Origin of the sequence: Nonomuraea monospora (genome assembly GCF_039531895.1) — a bacterium.
In the GTDB taxonomy this organism is placed as follows: Bacteria; Actinomycetota; Actinomycetes; order Streptosporangiales; family Streptosporangiaceae; genus Nonomuraea; species Nonomuraea monospora.
The window spans coordinates 13,896-33,362 of the sequence record NZ_BAAAQX010000070.1 but is presented as its reverse complement, the minus strand read 5'-3'; the positions used below and the strand labels follow the sequence as shown (position 1 = coordinate 33,362).

General features: G+C 70.6%; 16 protein-coding genes. 7 read left to right on the top strand and 9 right to left on the bottom strand.

The features are described 5' to 3' along the window. Positions 1 to 1,004: 1,004 nt before the first annotated feature. Positions 1,005 to 3,602: an NACHT domain-containing protein gene (locus ABD331_RS59070; RefSeq protein WP_344496105.1), complete on the bottom strand. Its 2,598-nt coding sequence runs from the start codon at positions 3,600 to 3,602 to the stop codon at positions 1,005 to 1,007. Positions 3,603 to 3,779: 177 nt separating this feature from the next. Here ABD331_RS59070 and ABD331_RS59065 point away from each other — a divergent pair, with 177 nt between their 5' ends. After that, positions 3,780 to 3,950: a hypothetical protein gene (locus tag ABD331_RS59065; RefSeq protein ID WP_344496103.1), complete on the top strand. Its 171-nt coding sequence runs from the start codon at positions 3,780 to 3,782 to the stop codon at positions 3,948 to 3,950. Between the two features lie 98 nt (positions 3,951 to 4,048). Here ABD331_RS59065 and ABD331_RS59060 read toward each other — a convergent pair whose 3' ends face one another. After that, entirely contained in the window at positions 4,049 to 4,768 is a 720-nt protein-coding gene (locus tag ABD331_RS59060) for an ABC transporter permease (protein ID WP_344496101.1), read from the bottom strand. Positions 4,769 to 4,810: 42 nt separating this feature from the next. Here ABD331_RS59060 and ABD331_RS59055 point away from each other — a divergent pair, with 42 nt between their 5' ends. Then, positions 4,811 to 4,984: a hypothetical protein gene (locus ABD331_RS59055; protein WP_344496099.1), complete on the top strand. Its 174-nt coding sequence runs from the start codon at positions 4,811 to 4,813 to the stop codon at positions 4,982 to 4,984. 17 nt (positions 4,985 to 5,001) lie between these two features. Here ABD331_RS59055 and ABD331_RS59050 read toward each other — a convergent pair whose 3' ends face one another. From ABD331_RS59050 to ABD331_RS59035, 4 genes are read right to left on the bottom strand one after another with little or no spacing between them, the layout of a single operon-like run. Further along, complete coding sequence (locus ABD331_RS59050) at positions 5,002 to 8,811, bottom strand: hypothetical protein (RefSeq protein WP_344496097.1); 3,810 nt, start codon at positions 8,809 to 8,811, stop codon at positions 5,002 to 5,004. Beyond that, a complete protein-coding gene (locus tag ABD331_RS59045; protein WP_344496095.1) occupies positions 8,808 to 9,620 on the bottom strand; it encodes a carbohydrate ABC transporter permease in 813 nt (270 codons plus the stop codon). Before ABD331_RS59045 ends, ABD331_RS59050 begins: the two co-directional genes overlap by 4 nt. Continuing rightward, on the bottom strand, positions 9,617 to 10,531 hold the full coding sequence (locus ABD331_RS59040) for a carbohydrate ABC transporter permease (RefSeq protein WP_344496093.1): 915 nt from the start codon (positions 10,529 to 10,531) through the stop codon (positions 9,617 to 9,619). The genes ABD331_RS59045 and ABD331_RS59040 overlap by 4 nt, the downstream gene beginning before the upstream one ends. After that, positions 10,528 to 11,835 carry an extracellular solute-binding protein gene (locus tag ABD331_RS59035; protein ID WP_344496091.1) on the bottom strand — a complete coding sequence of 436 codons (1,308 nt, stop codon included), beginning with the start codon at positions 11,833 to 11,835 and terminating at the stop codon, positions 10,528 to 10,530. The genes ABD331_RS59040 and ABD331_RS59035 overlap by 4 nt, the downstream gene beginning before the upstream one ends. A gap of 205 nt (positions 11,836 to 12,040) precedes the next feature. Here ABD331_RS59035 and ABD331_RS59030 point away from each other — a divergent pair, with 205 nt between their 5' ends. The 4 genes from ABD331_RS59030 to ABD331_RS59015 all read left to right on the top strand — a co-directional run bounded on the left by ABD331_RS59030 (position 12,041) and on the right by ABD331_RS59015 (position 16,835). Next, positions 12,041 to 12,820: a DeoR/GlpR family DNA-binding transcription regulator gene (locus ABD331_RS59030; protein ID WP_344496089.1), complete on the top strand. Its 780-nt coding sequence runs from the start codon at positions 12,041 to 12,043 to the stop codon at positions 12,818 to 12,820. A 92-nt stretch (positions 12,821 to 12,912) separates the two neighbouring features. Further along, positions 12,913 to 14,484 carry an alkaline phosphatase D family protein gene (locus ABD331_RS59025; RefSeq protein ID WP_344496087.1) on the top strand — a complete coding sequence of 524 codons (1,572 nt, stop codon included), beginning with the start codon at positions 12,913 to 12,915 and terminating at the stop codon, positions 14,482 to 14,484. 13 nt (positions 14,485 to 14,497) lie between these two features. Next, on the top strand, positions 14,498 to 15,391 hold the full coding sequence (locus ABD331_RS59020) for a discoidin domain-containing protein (RefSeq protein ID WP_344496085.1): 894 nt from the start codon (positions 14,498 to 14,500) through the stop codon (positions 15,389 to 15,391). A gap of 19 nt (positions 15,392 to 15,410) precedes the next feature. Next, positions 15,411 to 16,835, top strand: coding sequence for an L-fucose/L-arabinose isomerase family protein (locus ABD331_RS59015; RefSeq protein WP_344496083.1), 1,425 nt, complete (start codon positions 15,411 to 15,413; stop codon positions 16,833 to 16,835). A gap of 3 nt (positions 16,836 to 16,838) precedes the next feature. Here ABD331_RS59015 and ABD331_RS59010 read toward each other — a convergent pair whose 3' ends face one another. Next, entirely contained in the window at positions 16,839 to 17,522 is a 684-nt protein-coding gene (locus tag ABD331_RS59010) for a hypothetical protein (protein WP_344496081.1), read from the bottom strand. Positions 17,523 to 17,651: 129 nt separating this feature from the next. Between ABD331_RS59010 and ABD331_RS59005 the strand changes: the two genes are divergently transcribed. Continuing rightward, complete coding sequence (locus tag ABD331_RS59005) at positions 17,652 to 18,557, top strand: alpha/beta hydrolase family protein (RefSeq protein WP_344496079.1); 906 nt, start codon at positions 17,652 to 17,654, stop codon at positions 18,555 to 18,557. Positions 18,558 to 18,573: 16 nt separating this feature from the next. On the opposite strand, the gene ABD331_RS59000 is transcribed toward ABD331_RS59005, so the two are convergent. Together ABD331_RS59000 and ABD331_RS58995 are read right to left on the bottom strand one after the other, a co-directional pair. Then, complete coding sequence (locus ABD331_RS59000; RefSeq protein ID WP_344496077.1) at positions 18,574 to 19,209, bottom strand: LuxR C-terminal-related transcriptional regulator; 636 nt, start codon at positions 19,207 to 19,209, stop codon at positions 18,574 to 18,576. A 76-nt stretch (positions 19,210 to 19,285) separates the two neighbouring features. Beyond that, on the bottom strand, positions 19,286 to 19,465 hold the full coding sequence (locus ABD331_RS58995) for a hypothetical protein (RefSeq protein ID WP_344496075.1): 180 nt from the start codon (positions 19,463 to 19,465) through the stop codon (positions 19,286 to 19,288). Positions 19,466 to 19,467: the final 2 nt, after the last annotated feature.

The following is a 19,467-nucleotide window of genomic DNA, read 5'->3' as shown; positions in this document are numbered from 1 at the left end:
AGTTCGGCGCAATCCGCCCCTCGACGAAACTCACCGTGGAGGACAGCAACCCCGGCTGCATCGGAGTCTGGCCCACCGCCATCGCTCGATCTCTCCCCACGCCCGGTGACCAACACCGATCACCCTGGCACAAGAGGACAGACCAGCGCGAGAGAGATCAAAAAACACCAGTCACCTAGAGGGCCGCGCCGACCAGCACGCATCGCGTTCGCCCTGGCAGTAGATCGCCCGCAGATCACGAGCAGGCCAGTGACGTGCAAGTTCAGATCAGCACGAGCCATCCATTGGGATCGATCGTTCGTTGACATCCAGGACGGTCCTCGCAGATTGGGCTCGTACGCGCCTGCCCACCTCGGGCACCCGGCTGTGCCGCTGGACCATGGCCGCCAGACCTGCGGCAATGTAGCCGGGGCACTGCAGGATCGCGTCTCGGTCGCGACCAGGTGGCGGTGATGGATTGGCCCCTTACGCTCGGTCGGGAGGCGGCCGTTGAGGCGGCAGGAGGCCTGCCCAACCTGGCGAGTACCACGGCCCGGGCTTACAGGGGATCTGCCGGTCCTGGCCGCATCCACCGCTCCCTGCGGAGCCGAATCAATTCGACGCACGCACCACATGACCTCCAGCGTCCGCTCCCCATCGAGCGCCCTCTCAACCGGACGACTACTGATCAACCCTGCCAGGTCTCCATCCTGGTTATCGGTCTTCGGTGCTCGAAGCGATCCACCGACGGCGGAAAAGGAAGGGTGAGCTGAGGCTGTGTTAGGACCGCATCTCACGGACGTTGCCGCCCACGGCGTCGAGTGTTTCCCGGGCCGTAGATGTGCCCGTACGCCCGCCCAGAGTCAGTCGCCCTGCAGCCTGCTGTCGCTCGCACTGGCGGTCTCCACCTCGAACTCACCTCCGGCGCTGCCCAACCGTGGTGCAGCGGGGCGTTCGTCGGGCGCTCGGGCAAGATGTCAGGCCCAACGTGGCGGAAGACATCCGCGCGGAGCAGGCCCGCCGATTCAGATCCCAGGACGACTTGAGCGGGGCTCATCGTCGGAGACCATACTCCTGTAAGAACGTTGCAGGGAGGACTCCATCTCCCCCAAGCACGTCTGCAACCTCGATCGGTGCGGCTCCTTCCAGGTGCGACGGTCCAGGACGTCGGTCAACATGCTGACAGCGACAGGCATATCCAGCCTGAACAGCTTCTTAATCAACACGATGAGTTCGTTGGCGTCCCCTTCCCGCTCCCGGACCATTTCCACGATGACCGATGCGGCGCGCGCTCGGTCGAGCTCCGTCAAGTAGTCGGATGCGTGGTCGCGATACATGATGTTGAGTCGCCGGCTCATGGACAGCTCGGCGAACACATCCACAGCACGCAGCGGATCGAACTCGATGATTTTTCTCGACAGGCTTGCACGGTCAAGGAAGCTGATTGTCGGGTTCTTGAGGACGATGGACAGCACCTCCACAGCCGACGGAACATCGACCGAGGCCAAGTCCTCGGCGGCGACCATGGTCTTTGAGAGGCCTCGGCCGTTAGCCATCCTCCGCAGCGTGCCGGCCACTGATTCACGAACCTCGTCTCCAAGATCCACCCCGTCGCGAATCAGCTCAGCGATCCCAGCCGCCGAACTATAGCTGCCTGATAGATCCACGATCAGCTCGCGCAGGCCTAGCGGACAGCGATCCTCCGCGATCCAGGCGGCGACCAGAAACCGATCGTAAGAGGTCAGGTATGACGTCGGACGCAGGCCATTCTTGCCTGAGAGCCTGAGCAGTTCACTCTCGCCGATCCGTGGATCACGGGCGGCGTGTCTGGCAGCCAGAAACTCGGCCAGGGTCTGATGCACAAAGACGACGTCGCCCGCTCTGACCACCACCAGGCCCGTGCGACGCAATACCTGTTCCGTCAGAGCGTCCCACCTGCCGACTGGCATGTCATCGGGCCGCAGAGGGACCACAGACGTCTTGATTTGCTCCCATGCACTGCCACCCACATGCTCATGTTGTTGCACGAAAGCGGCCTGCCCCAGAGCGCCGAGTAGCCTGCTCGGCAGGTTACTGATCGCGCACGAGGCCTGAGCGCCGTAACCCCGCAGTTGTGCCTGGAGCTGGTAATTAACCCCTGCCGAGGAGGGGTCGTAGAGTCTGTCGCACAGCAGCTCATAGAATCGCTGGTAAGCGGCGTACCTGCCCTTGGGAAGGGGATGCGTGGGATCGGCCGCGTGCAGTTGACAGAGGATGGTGGCCATGAGCGGGTTCCTGACCAGCTCTCGTAGCCTTCCACTGTTGACCTGGTGCATGAAGGCGGCCACAGCAGGGGCTGGTTCGGGCACGCGAGCTGCTTCCATCCAGCCTCTGACGAACACCGGCAACTCACTCACGTCAAGCGGAAGCAGTTCGTACCGTCCGGCGGGGCCGTTCTCCGCATCGAGATCATCGACATCTCGGCGGCCAGCAAGCTCATCGAGCCCACGAAGCCCACCACGGCCCTTCTTCTCGCGTACCGCGCCCGTGCCGTTCTCCTCGTCAAGAATTGCCAGTTCGGAGTCCGGCAAAGGCCTGCTGCCGATGACAAACCGGTAGGGGCCCTTCTTGTAGGAGCGCATGGTTCTGAGCAGCTTGAGGCGCTCGTCGACGTCCGCGATCTCGTCCAGACCGTCGACAAGAATCAGCCACCGCGCACCCGGCATCGGCGGGCCGAGAAAGAAAGCGTCGGCCAGCGGAATGTAGTCATGACCTTTAAGCTGCAGCGCGATGGCATGTGCCAATTGCTGTGCGAACGAGCCCGGCTGCATCAAAGCGTGCGCTGGGACATAGACCGGGAAGAGCGGCTTATCCGGAGATTCGTTGTCCGGCGAGGACAACGCTTGGAGCGCCCCTGAGAGTTCTGGCTGGCGAGGCCTGGCGATTGCCCCACCGTCGCTAAGACACTTCTGCGCGAGCTTGTCGGCGACCATCCGCAGCAGGCTCGACTTCCCCGCGCCAGGTCCGCCGAGCAGCCACGTCACGGGAGCATCTCCCTTGACGACGTCGTCTGCCGACCGCCTGTCCCAGATGATTTGGTCCGGCCCCTTGCTGAATTGACCGGCTCTCCGTGCCTCTGCCCGCTGCCGGACGTAGACCTGCGACAGCGGGGGAAGGCAAGTGCCCGGCAGGACTGCGGGATACGGGTGCTCGAGCGCAGCAAGGCGGGTCGCGTCGAGGTATTTGGCAAGCTCACCGGACAACGACGTGCTGCGCGACTCAGCGTCCTCCGACTCCACATCGACCGGCCGCGTGTCGGGTACCGCCTGCTCTTTGGCGGCCTCCCACAGGTCTCGAAACTCGATTCTTTTCTGTTCCAACCGTCGATGGCTCAGCGCACCCCTGGACGAGATCCTCCGAAGCAACTCTTGGACGAATGCCCAAAGATCGTCAAAGTCATTGGGCACGCGTCCCTGCTTCAGCCATCCCGCCACAGTCTGCGGGCTCAGCCACCGCCCGCTTCCTCCGTCGTGGATGTCGTCGAGAAGCCTCTTCCTGATGTAGAGGCCAGGCAGTTCCTTCAGTTGTTCTTCAAGGCGCATGAGCTCGCGGTGGAGTCTGTGACGGCCGCGCGCCACGTTCACGTACCCCCTCGCCCGACCTCGTCCGTCCGAGCCGTACGACCGGTCATCCCGTGGACCACGCCACGACCTGCGTCTGAACGCCAGAAATCCGATCCGTACGACTTCCGTTGCCCTTCGTACGCTCTCCGCCCTTGACTGGGATTTCACCAGCAACACCTCGAAAGGGGAAGGGCTCGGATGGATCCGCTAGTTCTCACCGCTCTGACAACCGTCGGTGTGGTCTTCATCGTGGCGGTCGCGGCGGTCGTTATGGTCTGGCTCGCGGTGCGCCGTACAAGGCCGGCTGATCTGCCTGCGGCACTCGATGGTGTGGCCGTCGTGGTCCGCGCCATCCTCGGCAAGAAGTGAGACGTGTCTGTGGACGCGAGTAACCGCACCGGCCGTCGTGAGGATCTCGCGCGAATGAGGTCAAGCCCCGGGGGCGTGCGGCGGATGCGGGACGCGGCTCAGGCCTGCCCGGCGGGCTGGGTGAAGCGGCCGCGGGCGACGAGCTCGACCGTCACCACGGTCGCGACCGCCTCCGCGGCCAGCAGCGCCACCAGCACCACGAGCTGGACGATGCCCGCCTCGATCGGGCTCGCCCCGCCGAGCAGCATCCCCACGAACGCCCCCGGCAACGTCACCAGCCCCACCGTCCTCGTCTGATCCAGCGCGGGCACCAGCGCCCCAGCGGCGGACGGGCGGCAGATCTCCAGGGCCGCGTCCCGTGGCAGGAACCCCAGCGCCAGCGCCGCCTCCACCTCTCCCCTGCGTTGCCGCAACTCCTCCACGGCCCGCCGCCCGGCCAGCGCGGTGGCGGTCAGGCAGCCGCCCAGCAGGATCCCCGCGATCGGGATGACCACGATCGCGGACGTGGGCGTCACGCCGCTGCCGGTCAGGATCGCCAGCACCGGCGCCGTCCCGGCCGCGATCGGCAGCCCCGCCCACCACCATCCGGGCCCTGCGCCGGTGACGCGCCGTCCGGCGGTGAAGGCGGCGACGCCGTACATGAGCAGGATGAAGCCCGCCACCGCCGCCGAGTACGCGACGACCCAGGTGATCACCAGCGAGACGGCGGCGAGCTGCAGGGCGGCCCGCAGGCACGCCGTCACGATCGCTTTGCCGTGCCCCAGCCGCCCCAGCCACGCCACCGCGCCGCCCAGCGCGGTCAGGAGGAGGATGATCACGGGCAGGAGGGGGGTTAGGGCGATCATGGGTGAGGACGTCGTGTGCACAGCAGCAGTCTGGCGGAGCTTGCCGCACCCGGCTGCGGTGACCGGCCCGCCGCACCGTCTCCGCAACCCGCCGCCCCCGCCCTCGGCTCCGGCTCCGGCTCCGGCTCCGGCTCCGGCTCCGGCTCCGGCTCCGGCTCCGGCTCCGGCTCCGGCGATCGTCGCACCTGATTCCGGTGATCGTCTCGCTAGCCGGTCTCCCGCAGGTGGACGGGGCCGAACAGGCCGGTGGTGCGCTGGCCGGGGAAGACGAAGTGGGTGGGGCTGACCTCGTCCAGGTAGGGGGCCAGGGTGCCGAGGACGAGGATCTCGACCTCGTTGTCACCGTCGTCCAGGTCCACGTCGAACACGTACGGGGAGCAGACGCGGACACCGCAGGGGCGGCCGTTCACGCTCACCTCGGCGCTGCCCCTGACCCGGCCCAGGTCGAGCTGGGCCGGGCCGCGGCGGGCGGGCACCGTGGTCCGGTAACGCACGCCGCCGCTGTATCCGGCCAGCCCCTGCTCCTCCCAGTCACCGAGCCGCATCCGGCCGGGGCCGCAGGTGAAGCGGACCGGTCCGGTCAGGGCCGCTCCGGCTTGGGCGTCCGGGGTGGTGTGCACCACGACCTCGACCGGCGCCGTCGGCCACCGCACGTCGTACCGGCCCGCCGCGTTCACCTCGACGCCGGTCGCTCCTGGTGGCGGGTCGAGCAGGAACCGCTCGACGCGCGGCCGGGCGCCGGGCACCGCGAACGTGGCGGGCAGCGCGACGGGACCGCCGTCGAGCCATCCCGCCTCGGGCAGCGGGTGCGGGCGGGGCAGCAGCCAGAGGGCGGCCGGATCGCCGTGCGGCCGTCGTCGTACGCGGGTCGCGGGCGACCAGCCGGGCCCCGAGACCGCCACCCCGTCCACCAGCACCCACCCGTCGGACTCGACGCGCACGGTGTTGGCCCCTTCCCGCAGCAGGGAGGTGACGTCGTAGCGGCGCACCCGCGGGATGTCGGCCTCCGCGTACGGATCGAACCCGCCCTGCCGCCCCGCCTCGACCCCGTTCACCAGCACCCGGCAGAACGCGGTGGACGCCACCTGCAGCAGCTCCCGCCCGCCGCTCCCCCGCCCGCCGCTGCCCTGCAGGCCGATCTCTCGCCCGCCGAACTCTGGCCCGCCGATCTCCCGCACGTCGATCTCCCGCACGTCGATCTCCCGCACGTCGATCTCTCGCCCGCCGATCTCCCGCACGTGGACGACCGTCTCCAGCGGCGTGCCCGCGATCCACTCCGGCCGGATGGCTTCGGCGGGGTCGCGCACCAGGCAGGCGTACGCCCGCAGGTCCAGCTCCTCGTCCGGCACCAGCAGCAGCTCCAGGAGATGCGCGCCGGCCGGGAGGGGCGTGCGCGCGACGGCGGAGTAGCCGCGGTCGTCGAGCGGCTGTGCGGCGCCGTCGATGGTGAGCGTCTTGGCCGCGCCCGCGCCGAGGGCGAGCCAGGCGCCGCCCTCCGGGACGGTGACGACCGTGCGGAAGCGCGCCTCCGTGCCCGCCGCGACCCGCCCGAACGCGAGGAACTCGACCGGCACGTGTCCCTTGGGGCCGAGCACGTCCCGGTGGACGGGGTCCTTGCGCAGGCCGCGCGAGGCGGACCACACGGAAGGCGTCCATGGGCCGTCGCCGACCCGCTGCTCGCCGTGCGGCCCGAACGTCACGTCCACCGGCTCGCCGTCCGGCGTCCGCAACGTCCAGCACTCCACGCCTCCGCCGAATCCGGAGCCAGTGCCGAAGTCGGACCAGGTGTCGTCCAGGGTGGGGACCAGTTCGACGTCCCAGGTGTCGCCCAGGTCCCTCTCCGCCGGGTACGCGGGCCGCGCCGGGGGCTCGGCTTCTGTGCCGTCGAACATCAGGAGTGCGGCGGGCCCGTCGTCGAAGGGCACGACCACCTGGACGGTGTCGCCGTCGCGGGTGTGCGGCAGCGGCACGGGGTCGCCGCCGGCGAACGGGCGCAGCAGCAGCGGCGTGCCGGAGACGCCTCGCACGGTGATGGGCATCTCGCGGGCGTACCGGGCGGGGTCGAAGTCGATGACGGCGTCCAGCCAGCCCAGGTCCACCCCGCGTTCGTCGGGGCGGCCGACGTGGATGCGGCTGGCCATGGGGAAGGTGGCGGGCAGGAACACGAGGGTGGTCTCCCCGTGCTCGCGCACGAGTGCGGGCACGGGCGCCTCGACCCGCCGCTCCAGCCCTTCCAGCACCTCCCCGAGCCGGTCGGCGGAGGCCACGAAGCGAGCGCCCAAATCGGCCACGGCCGCCCCCACCACCAGGCCGCCAGCCGACGCAGCCGCGCCCGCCTCCGAGACGCGGGGCGACGCAGCCGCACCCACCCCCTGGGCTCCGGGCGACGCAGCCGCACCCACCCCCTGGGCTCCAGGCGATGCGGTCGTGCCCGCCTCGGAATCGCCGGGCAACGCGGTCGCGCAGGCATGCGGACCACCGGGCGACGCTGTCGTGCCCGCCTGCGGACCGCCGGACGACACAACCGCGCCCACGTCCGGCGCGCCGACGGCGATGAGGAGGCCGCCGTGCGAGGCGAATTCCGCCAGCCGAGCCGCCACCTCCTCGTCCAAGGTGGTGACAGCAGGCAGGACGATCACCCGATAAGCCTCACCGGCCACCGCCAGCCGCCCGTCCTTGACGACGGCCCGCCGCACCGACTCCTCATCGATGACGTCCGCGTCCAGCCCGAGCCGATCCAGCACCCCCGGCGAGGTGGCGAACCACGCCATGTCCCCGACCAGCTCCCGGTACACCTCCTGCGCCCGCACAGCCGCCGCGTCCGCGACGCCGTCCGGACCGATGCCGGCCTGTGCGGTGGCGGTGGGCAGGAGGACGGCCACGTCGCAGGCGTGCCGCCCGAGCGACAGCGCCGCGCACAGCCGGGTGACGGCGTCGGCGAAGACGCGGTGGTGCCGCCAGTACGGCTGCCGCCAGTCGGTGGACGGCGGCGCCCACTCCCACCAGCCGCGTTTGGTGGTGTAGTAGACGGCGTGCGGGTTGTAGAGGGTGGCTCCGGCCCGCAGCCACGGCACGAGCCAGTCGAAGGTCTCCTCCAGGGTGCCGCCCCAGCCGCTGGAGTGGAACGCCTCGATCCAGGTGCGAGGCCGTCCGTACAGGTGGGCGAGGGAGGAGTGGAGGCGGGCGTCGCCGTGGTGGTCGGAGCCGGGGGCGCCGAACCAGCGGTGGGTGCGCGCGTAGTCGGCGTAGAGCTTCACGCCGTCGGCGGGGTGGCCGGCGCGGGCGGGGTCCTGCTGGTCGCAGCCGTGGATGAGGCCGTGGCGTTCGTGCCATTCGGCGAGCGGCCGGAAGAACGCCTCCTCGGCCAGTTCGGCGCGGGTGAGCTGGTAGGCGCGCGGGTCCTGCGGCGAGTAGGGGCGTCCTCTGCGGGCGAGGTGCTCGTCGGCGAAGCGGGCGGACCAGGTGGGCAGTGTGGGCAGCTCGTCCTGGAAGGACCCGGCGATGACCTTGCCGAACCAGTGCCCGACCCGCCGTTCGAACTCGCCGTGCACGCGGTCGAGCAGCACCTGGCAGGCCTCGCGGGACAGGTAGTCGAAGCCGCGCAGGGTGACGGTCCCGTCGGGGGCCAGCCACTGCCCGGCGAACTCCGGACGTTCCTGGACGAGCCGCGCCTGGAGGTCGGCGCCTGAGAAGCCGAGCTGGTCGTAGAACCACAGGTGGGCGCCCAGTTCATGGGCGTCGGCGCACACCCCGTCCAGCAGCTCCCACCACGCGTCCGACAGGAACGGCGGGTCGTCGGCGTCGGCGCCGAACATCGGCCCCGAGGGGGCGAGGTTGAGGATGACCAGGTTGTGCACCCCGCCGGCGACGAGGCGTTCGAGCTGCCAGCGCAGCCGGTCGCGGCGCAGCGGCTCGCCGCTCCACCACCAGATGGCCGCCGGGGAGAAGGCCCGCGGCGGCGCGCGGAAGATGTCGTGGATCTCGCGCATCCCTTGAGTCCGGTGGATCTCGTTCATCCCTTGAGTCCGCTCGCGAAGCCCTTGATGACGTAGCGCTGCAGCACCAGGAAGACCAGCACGATGGGCAGCGCGCCGAGCACCAGCCCGGCGAAGACGAGGCCGTGCTGGGAGACGTACTGGCCGACGTAGGCGAACACGCTGACGGGGACGGTCTCGAAGCCGGATCCGCCGAGGTAGACCAGCGGGGTGAAGAAGTCGTTCCAGATGAAGACGGCGTTGAGGATCAGCACGGTGCCGGTGATGGGCCTCAGCAGCGGGAAGACGACGCGGGTGAACGCCACGAGGTGCGAGGCGCCGTCGATCTGGGCGGCGCTGGCGTAGTCGCGGGGCAGCGCCCTGATGAAGCCGGTGTAGAGGAAGATGGTGAACGGGAGCTGGATGCCGGTGTAGAAGAGGATCATCCCGGCGTGCGTGCCGATCAGGCCGAGGTCGTTGACCAGCTCGTACAGCGGGATCATGCCGAGTTGGAAGGGCAGCACGATGCCGAGCAGGAACAGCACGTACAGGCCGTAGCCGAGGCGGGTCTGGACGCGGGCCAGGAAGTAGGAGGCGAACGAGCCGAGCGCGATGAGCGCGACCAGGCTGACGACGGTGATGACGGTGCTGTTGACCAGCGACGGGCCGAGCGCCGCCGCCGTCCAGGCGCTGGCGAAGTTGTCGAAGGTGGGCGGGCTGGGCAGGGCGAGCGGGGAGCGCGCGATCTGGCCGGGGTCCTTGAGCGCGAGCGAGATCAGCGTGTAGACGGGGAACAGGAACGCCACCGCCACCGCGATCATGACGATCTCGAGCGCGAACGTCCTTCTCACGTGGCCACCTCCCGGCTGCGCAGGTAGTAGATCTGGACGAGCGACACCGCGGCCACGAACAGCGCCAGCACCAGGGCGACGGCGGTGCTGTAGCCGAACTTGCCGAAGACGAACGCCTGCTTGTAGAGCACCGTGGACAGCGTCTCGGTGGCGTACCCTGGGCCGCCGTTGGTGGCGGCGAAGACCTGGTCGAAGAGCTTGAGCCCGCCGATGGTGGAGAGCATCAGGTTGATCGTCAGGGCGGGGGCGAGCAGCGGCCAGGTGACGTACCTGAAGCGCTGCCAGGTGCCCGCGCCGTCGATCATGGCGGCTTCGTGCAGGTCGCGCGGCACGCCTTCGAGCCCGGCCAGGAAGATGACCATGGAGTAGCCGGCGTTCTGCCACACGACCATGCCGGCGATCGACCAGAGCGCGATCGACGGGTCGCCGAGCCAGTCGACGTGCAGGCCGAGCAGCCCGTTGAGGCCGGCCGACGGGTCGGGGTTGTAGATGTACTTCCACAGGAAGGCCACCATGACGGGGCTGACGACGACGGGCGCGAAGAAGATGACGCGCAGCAGGGCCCGGCTCTTGAGCTTGACGTGCACGCCGAGGGCCAGCAGCAGCCCGACGCCGTTCTGCACGACGACGATGGCCACGGTGAGCAGCAGCGTGTTGCCGATGGAGCCCATGGCCTGCTCGTCGCCGAGCAGGGTGCGGAAGTTCTCCAGGCCGACGAACGACATGTCGCGGCCGATGCCGCTCCAGTCGGTGAAGGCGTAGATCACGCCGGCCACGGCCGGGTACAGCACGATGAGCGCGTACACGGCCAGGGCGGGCGCGGCGAACAGCCAGGAGGGAGAGGCCGCGGAGAAGCGCCGCCGCCGCCGGACGTGCGCGGGGCGGGCGCGGCCCGCGGTTACGGGAGTCACTTGCGGTATGCCTCGTCCATCTTCTTCAGCGCCTCGTCGATCGTGGCGTCGCCGGCCAGCAGCTCCTGGACGACCGCGAAGTGCGTGGGCTGGACCTCGGCGTTCGGCCAGCGCTGGTCCATGAACGGCACGGCGCGGTCCTTGGTGAAGGGCAGGAACGACTGGACGGCCGGGTCGATGGTGGAGCTGGAGTCCTGGGTGAGCGGGATGGCGGCGATGGCCTTGGCCCAGGCGTTGATGTTCTCCTGGCGGCCGAGGAAGTCGATGAACGCCTTGGCCTGCTCGGCGTTGCGGCCCTTGGCGGAGGCGCCGAGCCCGACGACGACGCCGGCCGGGATCCACACCTGGTTCGCGTCGTCGGCCCCCGGCACGGGGAACATCGACAGGTCGTCGGGTGAGGAGGCGGCCTTGCGGAAGTCGGGCAGGACGGCGGAGACCTGGATGGCCATGGCCGCCTTGCCGGTGGCGACCATGGAGGTCTGCTGCTCGAACGTGGTGCCGTTCGGCTTGTCGTTGAAGTAGCCGCGTTTCTGCAGCTCCAGGTACATCTCCATGGCCTGGCGCCAGCCGGAGCCGGCGAAGGTGGCCTGCCCGGCGAGCTGCTTGTCGTCGAACGTCGGGTCCTTGGCGTAGACGGTGGAGGGCACCAGCGCGTACGTGATGAGCTGGGTGACCCACGGCGTCTGGGCGCCCAGCGCGATGGGCGTCACCCCGGCCTTCTTCAGCTTGTCGCACACGGCGAGGAACTCGGTCCACGTCGTGGGCGGCGCGTCGATCCCGGCCTGCTCGAAGACCTTCTTGTTGTAGACGGCGCCGATCACGGACGAGCCGGCCGAGTACAGGTAGGTCTTGCCGTCGAGCTGGAAGGCGGGCTTGAACCCGGCGGGGATCGTCTGCGTCCACGCCTGCGCCGACAGGTCGGCCAGCAGGCCTGCCTGGGCGATCTGCGTCATCGACATGGCGCTGCCGCTGCCGGGGTAGACGACGTGCAGGTCGGGCGCGTTGCCTGCGCCGAGCTGGGTGCGGACGGAGGTCTGCACCTGGTCGGTGGGCGCGTAGGACGCGGTGATGCGGACGGTGGGCGTGGCCTTGGCGTAGGCGGCGGCCAGCTCGTCCATCGGCGTCTTCTGGTCGGCCACGCCGATGAACTTCAGCTCGGTGGTGGCCCCGCCTCCCCCGGTGGTGGCGGTGGTCTCGGGTCGGGTCGAGCAGGCCGTGGTGGCGAGGGTGGCCGCGGCCAGACCGCCCATCATGCGCAGGAACTGGCCGCGGCTGACCCTGGCGTGGTGCAGCAGGTCGGTCATGTCGCTGTCTCCTCGGTCGTGCGAAGTGCTAGAAATCCCCCGAGTGCATCCGGCGATCACATGCCGGACGCCAATGCGAACGTTTTAATGATTGTTAAATTAACAGTCAATCGTGTTAAAAGTAGCGGTGGGTGGAGGGTACGAGTCGCCCGAGCGGGGTGTCAAGGGTAGGATGCGCAGCCGTCCGAACAGGGTGGAGACAGTGGTGAATCAGCAGACCTCCAGCAGGTCCACGCGGTGGCAGGGGATGGCCGAGCACATCGTGCGCCAGGGCTCCGCCTCGGTGACCGAGCTCGCCGAGAGCTTCGGCGTGAGCCTGATGACCGTCCACCGCGACCTCGACGAGCTCGAGCGCCAGGGCATGGTGCGCAAGGTCAGGGGCGGTGCGACGGCCCAGGCCAGCAACGTCTGGGAGAGCAACATCGCCTACCGGCTCAAGGCGCACACGGCGGAGAAGGACGCCATCGCCAGGGTCGTGGCCGGCCTGATCGAGCCGGGCAGCTCGGTGATGCTGGACGACTCGACGACGGCGCTGGCGGTGGCCCGCCACCTCGGCGAGCTGGCCCCGCTCACCGTGGTGACGAACTTCCTGGAGGCGATCAGGCTGCTGGCGTCCGAGCGCGACATCAGGCTTATCGCGCTGGGCGGTGAATATCACGCCACGCATGACTCGTTCCTCGGGCTCGGCTGCGTGGACGCCGTCGAGGCGGTGAACACCGACCTGGCCGTGGTGTCCACCTCGGCCGTCTCCGAGCAGTACGCCTACCATCAGGAGCAGGAGATCGTGCTGGTCAAGCGGGCCATGCTGCGCTCGGCGTCCCGGCGCGTGCTGGCCGTGGACGGCTCCAAGCTGGCCCGCGTGGCGCTGCACCGGGTGGCTCCGCTGGACGACTTCGACGTGGTCGTGGTGGACGCGAACGCCCCGGCCGAGCTGCTCCAGCGGCTCAGGGACCACCACGGGGACGTCCGCGTGGCGGAGATTTAACGCCGTAGCGCGTTATTTGTAACTTGTATCTTGTTAAGAGCGTGCCTGCTTGCTAGAAAGTGAGGGCTTCGTCCCCCAGCTCAGGAAGCAGCATGCCGCACCCTTCACGCCGAGGCTTCCTCGGCTTAGGCAGCGCAGCCTTCGCCCTCGCCTTCACCACCAACCTGGCCGACCCCTGGACCGCGCCCGCCGCCGCCAGGACCGCCGACTACCCCTTCCAGCTCGGCGTCGCCTCCGGTGACCCGCTGCACGACCGGGTGATCCTCTGGACCCGCCTGGCGCCCAAGCCGCTGGAGCCGCTGGGCGGCCTGCCGTTCAACCGGATCAGGGTCGAGTGGGAGATCGCCGAGGACGAGGGGTTCACCCGCCGCGCCCGCTCCGGCTCCACCTGGGCCACCCCCGAGTACGGCCACTCCGTGCACGTGGACGCCAAGGGCCTGCGCCCCGGCCGCGAGTACTTCTACCGCTTCCGCTCGGGCGGCGAGATCAGCCCCGTCGGCCGCACCAAGACGGCTCCGGCGCCGCGCAGCAGCCCCGAGTCGATGCGCCTGGCGTTCGCGTCCTGCGCCTCGTGGCAGGACGGCTACTACACCGCCTACCGCCACCTCGCCGACGAGAACCCCGACGTGGTCTTCCACCTCGGCGACTACATCTACGAGTACGGCATCGTGCCGATGGGCGGCAACCGCAACACCCCGGTGCCCGAGCAGTTCAGGGTGCAGTGCGACACCCTCGACCGCTACCGCGTCCAGTACGGCCTCTACAAGAGCGACCCCGACCTCCAGGCCGCCCACCACCGCGCGCCGTGGATCGTCACCTGGGACGACCACGAGGTGCTCGACAACTGGGCCGGCCGCTTCGGCCCCGGCGGCGAGGTGACCGAGCAGGACTACCTGGTCATCCGCGCCAACGCCTTCCGCGCCTTCTGGGAGAACATGCCGGTGCGCGTGCCCGCCGTGGAAGGCCCCGACGCGCGCATCTACCGCCGCTTCACCTTCGGCGACCTGGCCGAGTTCAACGTGCTCGACACCCGGCAGTACCGCGACGACCAGGTCTGCGGCGACGGCCAGCAGGTGGACTGCGCCGACCGGCTCGACCCGGCCCGCCAGATGCTCGGCGCCGAGCAGGAGGCGTGGCTGCTCGACGGGCTCGGCGCCTCCCGCGCCAAGTGGAACGTGCTGGCCCAGCAGATCGCCATGATGCAGCTCGACTACGACCCGGGCCCCGCGCAGAAGCTCAGCATGGACCTGTGGGACGGCTACAAGGCCGCCAAGGACCGCGTGCTCACCGGCCTGGTCGAACGCCAGGTCAGCAACCCGGTCGTGCTGACCGGCGACATCCACTACAACCTCGCGGGCGACCTGCGGACCGACTTCGACGACCCCGCCTCGCCGGCCGTCGGCGTCGAGTTCGTCTGCACCTCGGTCACCAGCGGCGGCAACGGCAACGCCGGCACGGGCGTGCCGCCCGGCGGCTCCGATCCCGCCAACCCGCACCTGCGCTTCTCCAGCTACCAGCGCGGCTACGTCTCCTGCGAGGTCACCCGCGGCCAGTGGCGCTCGGACTTCAAGGTCGTCCCGTACGTGGACCGCCCAGGCGCCCCCGTCTCCACCCGCGCCAGCCTGGTCACGCTCGACGGCGCGCCCGGCCTTCAGGTGCTCTAGGAAGGAGCCGATCATGCGCGTACTCACCGCCGCCCTGACCGCCGCCGTCACGGCGATGGCCACCACGGCGGGCGCCTACGACCCCGAGCCCACCCCGCAGTCGGCGTCGGTCAAGGTCGAGCCGGGCGTCTCCAAGGGCACCGGGAAGCTCACCCCCGTCGCGGGCGCCGGCAAGCTGGTCGCCCCGCTCGGCGTGGACCCGGCCTGCCCCGCCAAGATCAAGATCGGCATGCGCAGCGACGCCCGCAAGGCCTCGTACGCCACGATGCGGGTCGAGCTGGACCCGCCGCTGACGGCCTCGCGCCCGATGCTGACCAGCTACCTGCCGCCCGGCTACCAGGTCGGCGCGAACCTGCTGGTCGCCGTGCCGCCCGGCACCCCGCAGGGCACGTACGGGCTGAGCCTGCGCACGCCGGACCACACGCTGGAGGTGCCGGTCGAGGTGGTGCCCGTGGACGGGCTCGACAACGGCGGCAACCTCGCGCTGCGCCGCCCCGTCACCGCCTCCTCCCAGCACGTCAACGCCAACTACCCGCCGTGCAGCGTCGCCGACGGCGACCGCTCGTCCAACGGCTGGGCCGGCGGCAACGGCTGGAACGACGCCACCGCCAGGGCCTGGCCCGACACGCTGGCCATCGCGCTGGGCGGCGCCAGGCAGATCTCCCGCGTGGACCTGTACACGCTGGACACCGAGCGCTACCCCGCCTCCCGGTACGGCGTGCGCGACTGGGACGTGCAGGCCCAGGTGGGCGGCCAGTGGCAGACGGTCGCCCAGGTGCGCGGCAACACCGCCGGTTCGGCCCGCTCGGACTTCGCCCCGGTCACCGCGGACGCCGTCCGCATCGTCGCCCTGGCCTCCAACGGCGCCAACGACTACACGCGCGTCATCGAGGTCGAAGTGCGCTGACACCCATGAGGAGAAACCCGTGAACACCACCACCCGCATCGCCCCGCCCCGCGTCAAGGTGGGCCTGGTCGCCGGAGGGCTGGGCGCCTACTGGCCGCAGTTCCCCGACCTGCTGCCCCAGCTCCAGCGGTCCGCGGAGCGGGTCTCGGAGCGCATGCGCGGCTTCGACGCGGAGATCGTGGACGTCGGCTTCATCTCCGACGCCCGCGAGGGGGACGAGGCGGCCGAGAAGCTGCGGGCCGCCGGCTGCGACCTGATCGTCGGGTTCCTGACGACGTACATGACGGCCACCATGCTGGTGCCGATCGCGCAGCGCAGCGGCGCGCCCGTGCTGCTGATCAACCTGCAGCCCACCGAGTCGATGGAGCACGCCACCTTCGACACCGGCCAGTGGCTGGCCTACTGCGGCGCCTGCCCGCTGCCGGAGATGGCCAACGCCTTCACCCGCTGCGGCATCCCGTTCCGGTCGGTGTCCGGCTACCTGGAGGACGAGCGGGCCTGGGAGCGGATCGGCCGCTGGATCAGGGCGGCGGGCGTGCGCGCGGCGCTGCGCCGCGGGCGGCACGGCCTGATGGGGCACCTCTACCCGGGCATGCTGGACGTGGCCACCGACCTGACGCTGGTGAGCGCCAACTTCGGCGGTCACGTGGAGGTGCTGGAGTTCGACGACCTGCGGGTGCGTACGGAGAAGGTCACCGACGCGGAGGCCGATGAGCGGGTGGCGCTGGCGCGCGAGGTGTTCGAGCTGGCCGACTCGGTCAACGAGGAGGACCTGGGGTGGGCGGCCCGCGTGTCGGTGGGCCTGGACCGGCTGGTCGAGGACTTCGGGCTGGACAGCCTCGCCTACTACCACCGCGGCCTGGACGGCGAGGTGCACGAGCGGCTCGGCGCGGGCATGATCCTCGGCGCGTCCCTGCTGACCGCCCGGGGCATCCCCGCCGCCGGTGAGTACGAGCTGCGCACCTCGCTGGCCATGCTGATCATGGACCGGCTGGGGGGCGGCGGCTCGTTCACCGAGCTGCAGGCGCTCGACTTCGCCCGCGGCCACGTCGAGATGGGTCACGACGGCCCCGCCCACCTGGCGATCAGCTCCCACCGGCCGCTGCTGCGCGGCCTGGGCGTCTACCACGGCAAGCGCGGGTGGGGCGTGTCGGTCGAGTTCGACGTCAAGCGCGGCCCCGTCACCGCGTTCGGGCTGCGGCAGGCCAGGGACGGCAGCTTCGGCTTCGTCGTGTCGGAGGGCGAGGTCGTGGCGGGGCCGCTGCTGCAGATCGGGAACACCACGTCCCGGGTGGACTTCGGCTGCGACCCCGGCGAGTGGACGGACGCGTGGAGCGCCAGCGGCATCTCCCACCACTGGGCGCTGGGCATCGGGCACCGCCTGGCCGACCTGCGGGCGGTGGCGGACCTGCTCGGGGTGGAGGTCACGCACGTCCAGCCCTGAGGCTCATGATGATCGCGGCCCTTGCCGCACCTCCGCCGGTGAGGTCACCACAAGGGCCGCGATCAGAACGGCCTCCCCAGCGTTGCCCAGGATCGGCACCACCACGGCCGCTCCCGCGCTCACCAGCAGCACGGCCGCTCCCGCGGCGAGCCAGGGCGTCCTCCGTCCGACCCACAACGTCACCCCGGCGGCCAGCAGGGCCACGGTGGTGACCAGCGCCGCGATCGGCGGGCCCGACGGGTCGGCGGAGACGAGCCGCAGGGTGCCCGCCCACCAGCGGGGCTCCAGCCGCAGGTCCGCGAGGGCCACGAGGTCGAGGACGATCAGCGCTCCGGCCAGGGCCCAGGCCGGGGCGAGGAGGCCGGGGCGGGCGAGAGCGGCCGCGTGCACGATGAGCAGCGGGGTCAGGACGGCGTGCGCGGCGAACCGGCCGAGGCTGAGCGCGTCCAGGGCCGGGCCCTCGCCGATCAGCGCCCCGGCCCCGACGACCGCCGAGTCGCAGGCGACGCCCACCGCGACCACGAACGGGATCCACCTGCCCGCCGCGAGCCTGCTTGATCGCGCAGGCACCGTGAGCGGGACCCGCCGCGCCGGCGTCGCGAGCGGGGTCCGCCGGGCCGAGCGCGCCAGCAGCGCGGCCGTCGCGGCCTGGACCAGGGCGAGCAGGCCGTACAGGGCGGGCATCACGGCGTCCTCCTCGGCAGGCCGGGCGTCTTTGGCATTTGCCTGAATCCTGCCGCCCGATGTTGCCATAGGGGAACCGGCGTTTCCAATATGCGGATGACAGTCTCCCCGCGTGAAAGCTGGTGAAGCGTCATGCGCTCCTGGCCGATCAGGATCTGCGCGACCCTGCTGACCTCCCTGCTGTTCCTCATCTCCGCCCCCGCCGGGGCCGCCGTCGATCTGTCCGTGCCCGGCTCGTACGCCGTCGGCTACGCCGACGTCAGCGTCTCCGCCTCGGGCCGCTCGTTCGGCGCGCGGGTCTACTACCCGGCCACCTCGGCGGGCAGCGGCACGGCCGTCGCCGCCGGGCGCTTCCCCGCCGTGTCCTTCGGCCACGGGTTCTTCCAGAGCATCAGCAAGTACGCCTCGCTCGGCCGGCACTGGGCCTCGTGGGGCACCATCACGATCATGCCCACCTCGCAGGGCGGCCTGTTCCCCAGCCACAGCGCCTTCGCCGACGACCTGAACGCCGCACTCACCTGGATCGCGGCGCAGGACACCACGACCGGCTCGCGGTTCAACGCCCACGTGCGCGCCGACCGGCTCGGGTTGTCGGGCCACTCGATGGGCGGCGGCGCCTCAGTCCTGGCCGCCGCGCGCAACGCCTCGGTGCGGACGGTGACCAACCTGGCCGCCGCCGAGACCAACCCGTCGGCCGTCGCCGCCGCCGCGACCACGTCCGTTCCGATGCAGCTCGTCGCCGGGACGAACGACACCGTGGCGGGGCCGTCCGGACACCAGATCCCCATCTACAACGCCAAGCTCGCGCCCAAGCAGCTCCGCACCATCGTCGGCGGCTTCCACTGCGGGTTCACCGACTCCGGCGGGCTCGGCTGCGACAGCGGCTCGATCAGCCGGGCCACCCAGCAGGCGATCACCCGCCGGGTGACGACCGCCTGGCTGCTGTACTACCTGCACGACGACGCCACGCACCACGACGCGGTCTGGGGCACGTCCGCCCGCAACGACCCCGCCGTGCGGTTCCTCGGCGTGCAGTGACCGCACGCCCGCCCGTTCAGCCCGAATCCCCAGGCCGGCGCGGGACGGGCGGGTGCAGGGCCGGTGGCCACACGCCTGGCACGAACAGCCCCAGCACGAACGCGCGCCCCGCCAGCGCGGACCGGCTGTCGGCCCCCAGCTTCGCCCGCAACCGCGCCAGGTGGTAGTCCACCGCCTGACGCGTCAAATACAACCGCCGCGCGATCTGCGCGTTCGAGGCCCCGACAGCGACCAGCCGCAACACCTCCCCCTGCACCTGCCCCAGCACCGGCCCTGGCTCCGGTCCGTGCAGGGGCACAGGCCAGGAGATCTCGTCCAGGACGGCCACCGCCCGCCACGGCAGCCCGTCCGCGCGATGCTCCACAGAGGCGCTGACACGGGCCCGGATCACCGTGCCGTTCCGGCGGACCAGCCGCAACCGGGTCTGGTAGCTGTCCAGCCGCCCGAGCGCCAGCATCCGCCAATAGGGCCGCTGAGCCTCGATCTCGCCGGGCGCGAGCAGCTCCTCCGCCAGGACGTGATCCAGTTCCTCGGCCGTGCGGGCCACCACGGAGCAGAACGCCGGGTTGCTCTCCCTGATCCGGCCGAGCCCGTCCACGGCCGCGATGGGGATGCGGGCACGTTCGAAGTACACCTGATACCGGCCCTTCATGACCGCACCTTAGATCGCCGCACCCGCTCGGTCCATGCGCGCGGGCGCGGCGGGGCGGGACCCTCAGGCCGCCAGGTCACCGCCCGGCCCCGCGAGCCGTTCCCATCTGGGCGGCGTCGTTCCAGCCCTTGCTGGGCAGCCAGCCGATCCCGTCGGCGCCGAGCGCGTCGAGCGCCGCGTTGACGAGGGCGAAGTGGTCGCAAGGTGTTGCCGGACATCGCGATGGCGCGGCGGGATCCTGGCCGGCGTGCGGCATCT

Bases quoted from the DNA above. Each gene is read 5' to 3' on its own strand.
- ABD331_RS59025 (WP_344496087.1), top strand. From the start codon at position 12,913: ATGCCGCACCCTTCACGCCGAGGCTTCCTCGGCTTAGGCAGCGCAGCC.
- ABD331_RS59000 (WP_344496077.1), bottom strand. From the start codon at position 19,209: ATGAAGGGCCGGTATCAGGTGTACTTCGAACGTGCCCGCATCCCCATC.
- ABD331_RS58995 (WP_344496075.1), bottom strand. From the start codon at position 19,465: ATGCCGCACGCCGGCCAGGATCCCGCCGCGCCATCGCGATGTCCGGCA.
- ABD331_RS59035 (WP_344496091.1), bottom strand. From the start codon at position 11,835: ATGACCGACCTGCTGCACCACGCCAGGGTCAGCCGCGGCCAGTTCCTG.
- ABD331_RS59050 (WP_344496097.1), bottom strand. From the start codon at position 8,811: ATGAACGAGATCCACCGGACTCAAGGGATGCGCGAGATCCACGACATC.
- ABD331_RS59020 (WP_344496085.1), top strand. From the start codon at position 14,498: ATGCGCGTACTCACCGCCGCCCTGACCGCCGCCGTCACGGCGATGGCC.
- ABD331_RS59065 (WP_344496103.1), top strand. From the start codon at position 3,780: ATGGATCCGCTAGTTCTCACCGCTCTGACAACCGTCGGTGTGGTCTTC.
- ABD331_RS59005 (WP_344496079.1), top strand. From the start codon at position 17,652: ATGCGCTCCTGGCCGATCAGGATCTGCGCGACCCTGCTGACCTCCCTG.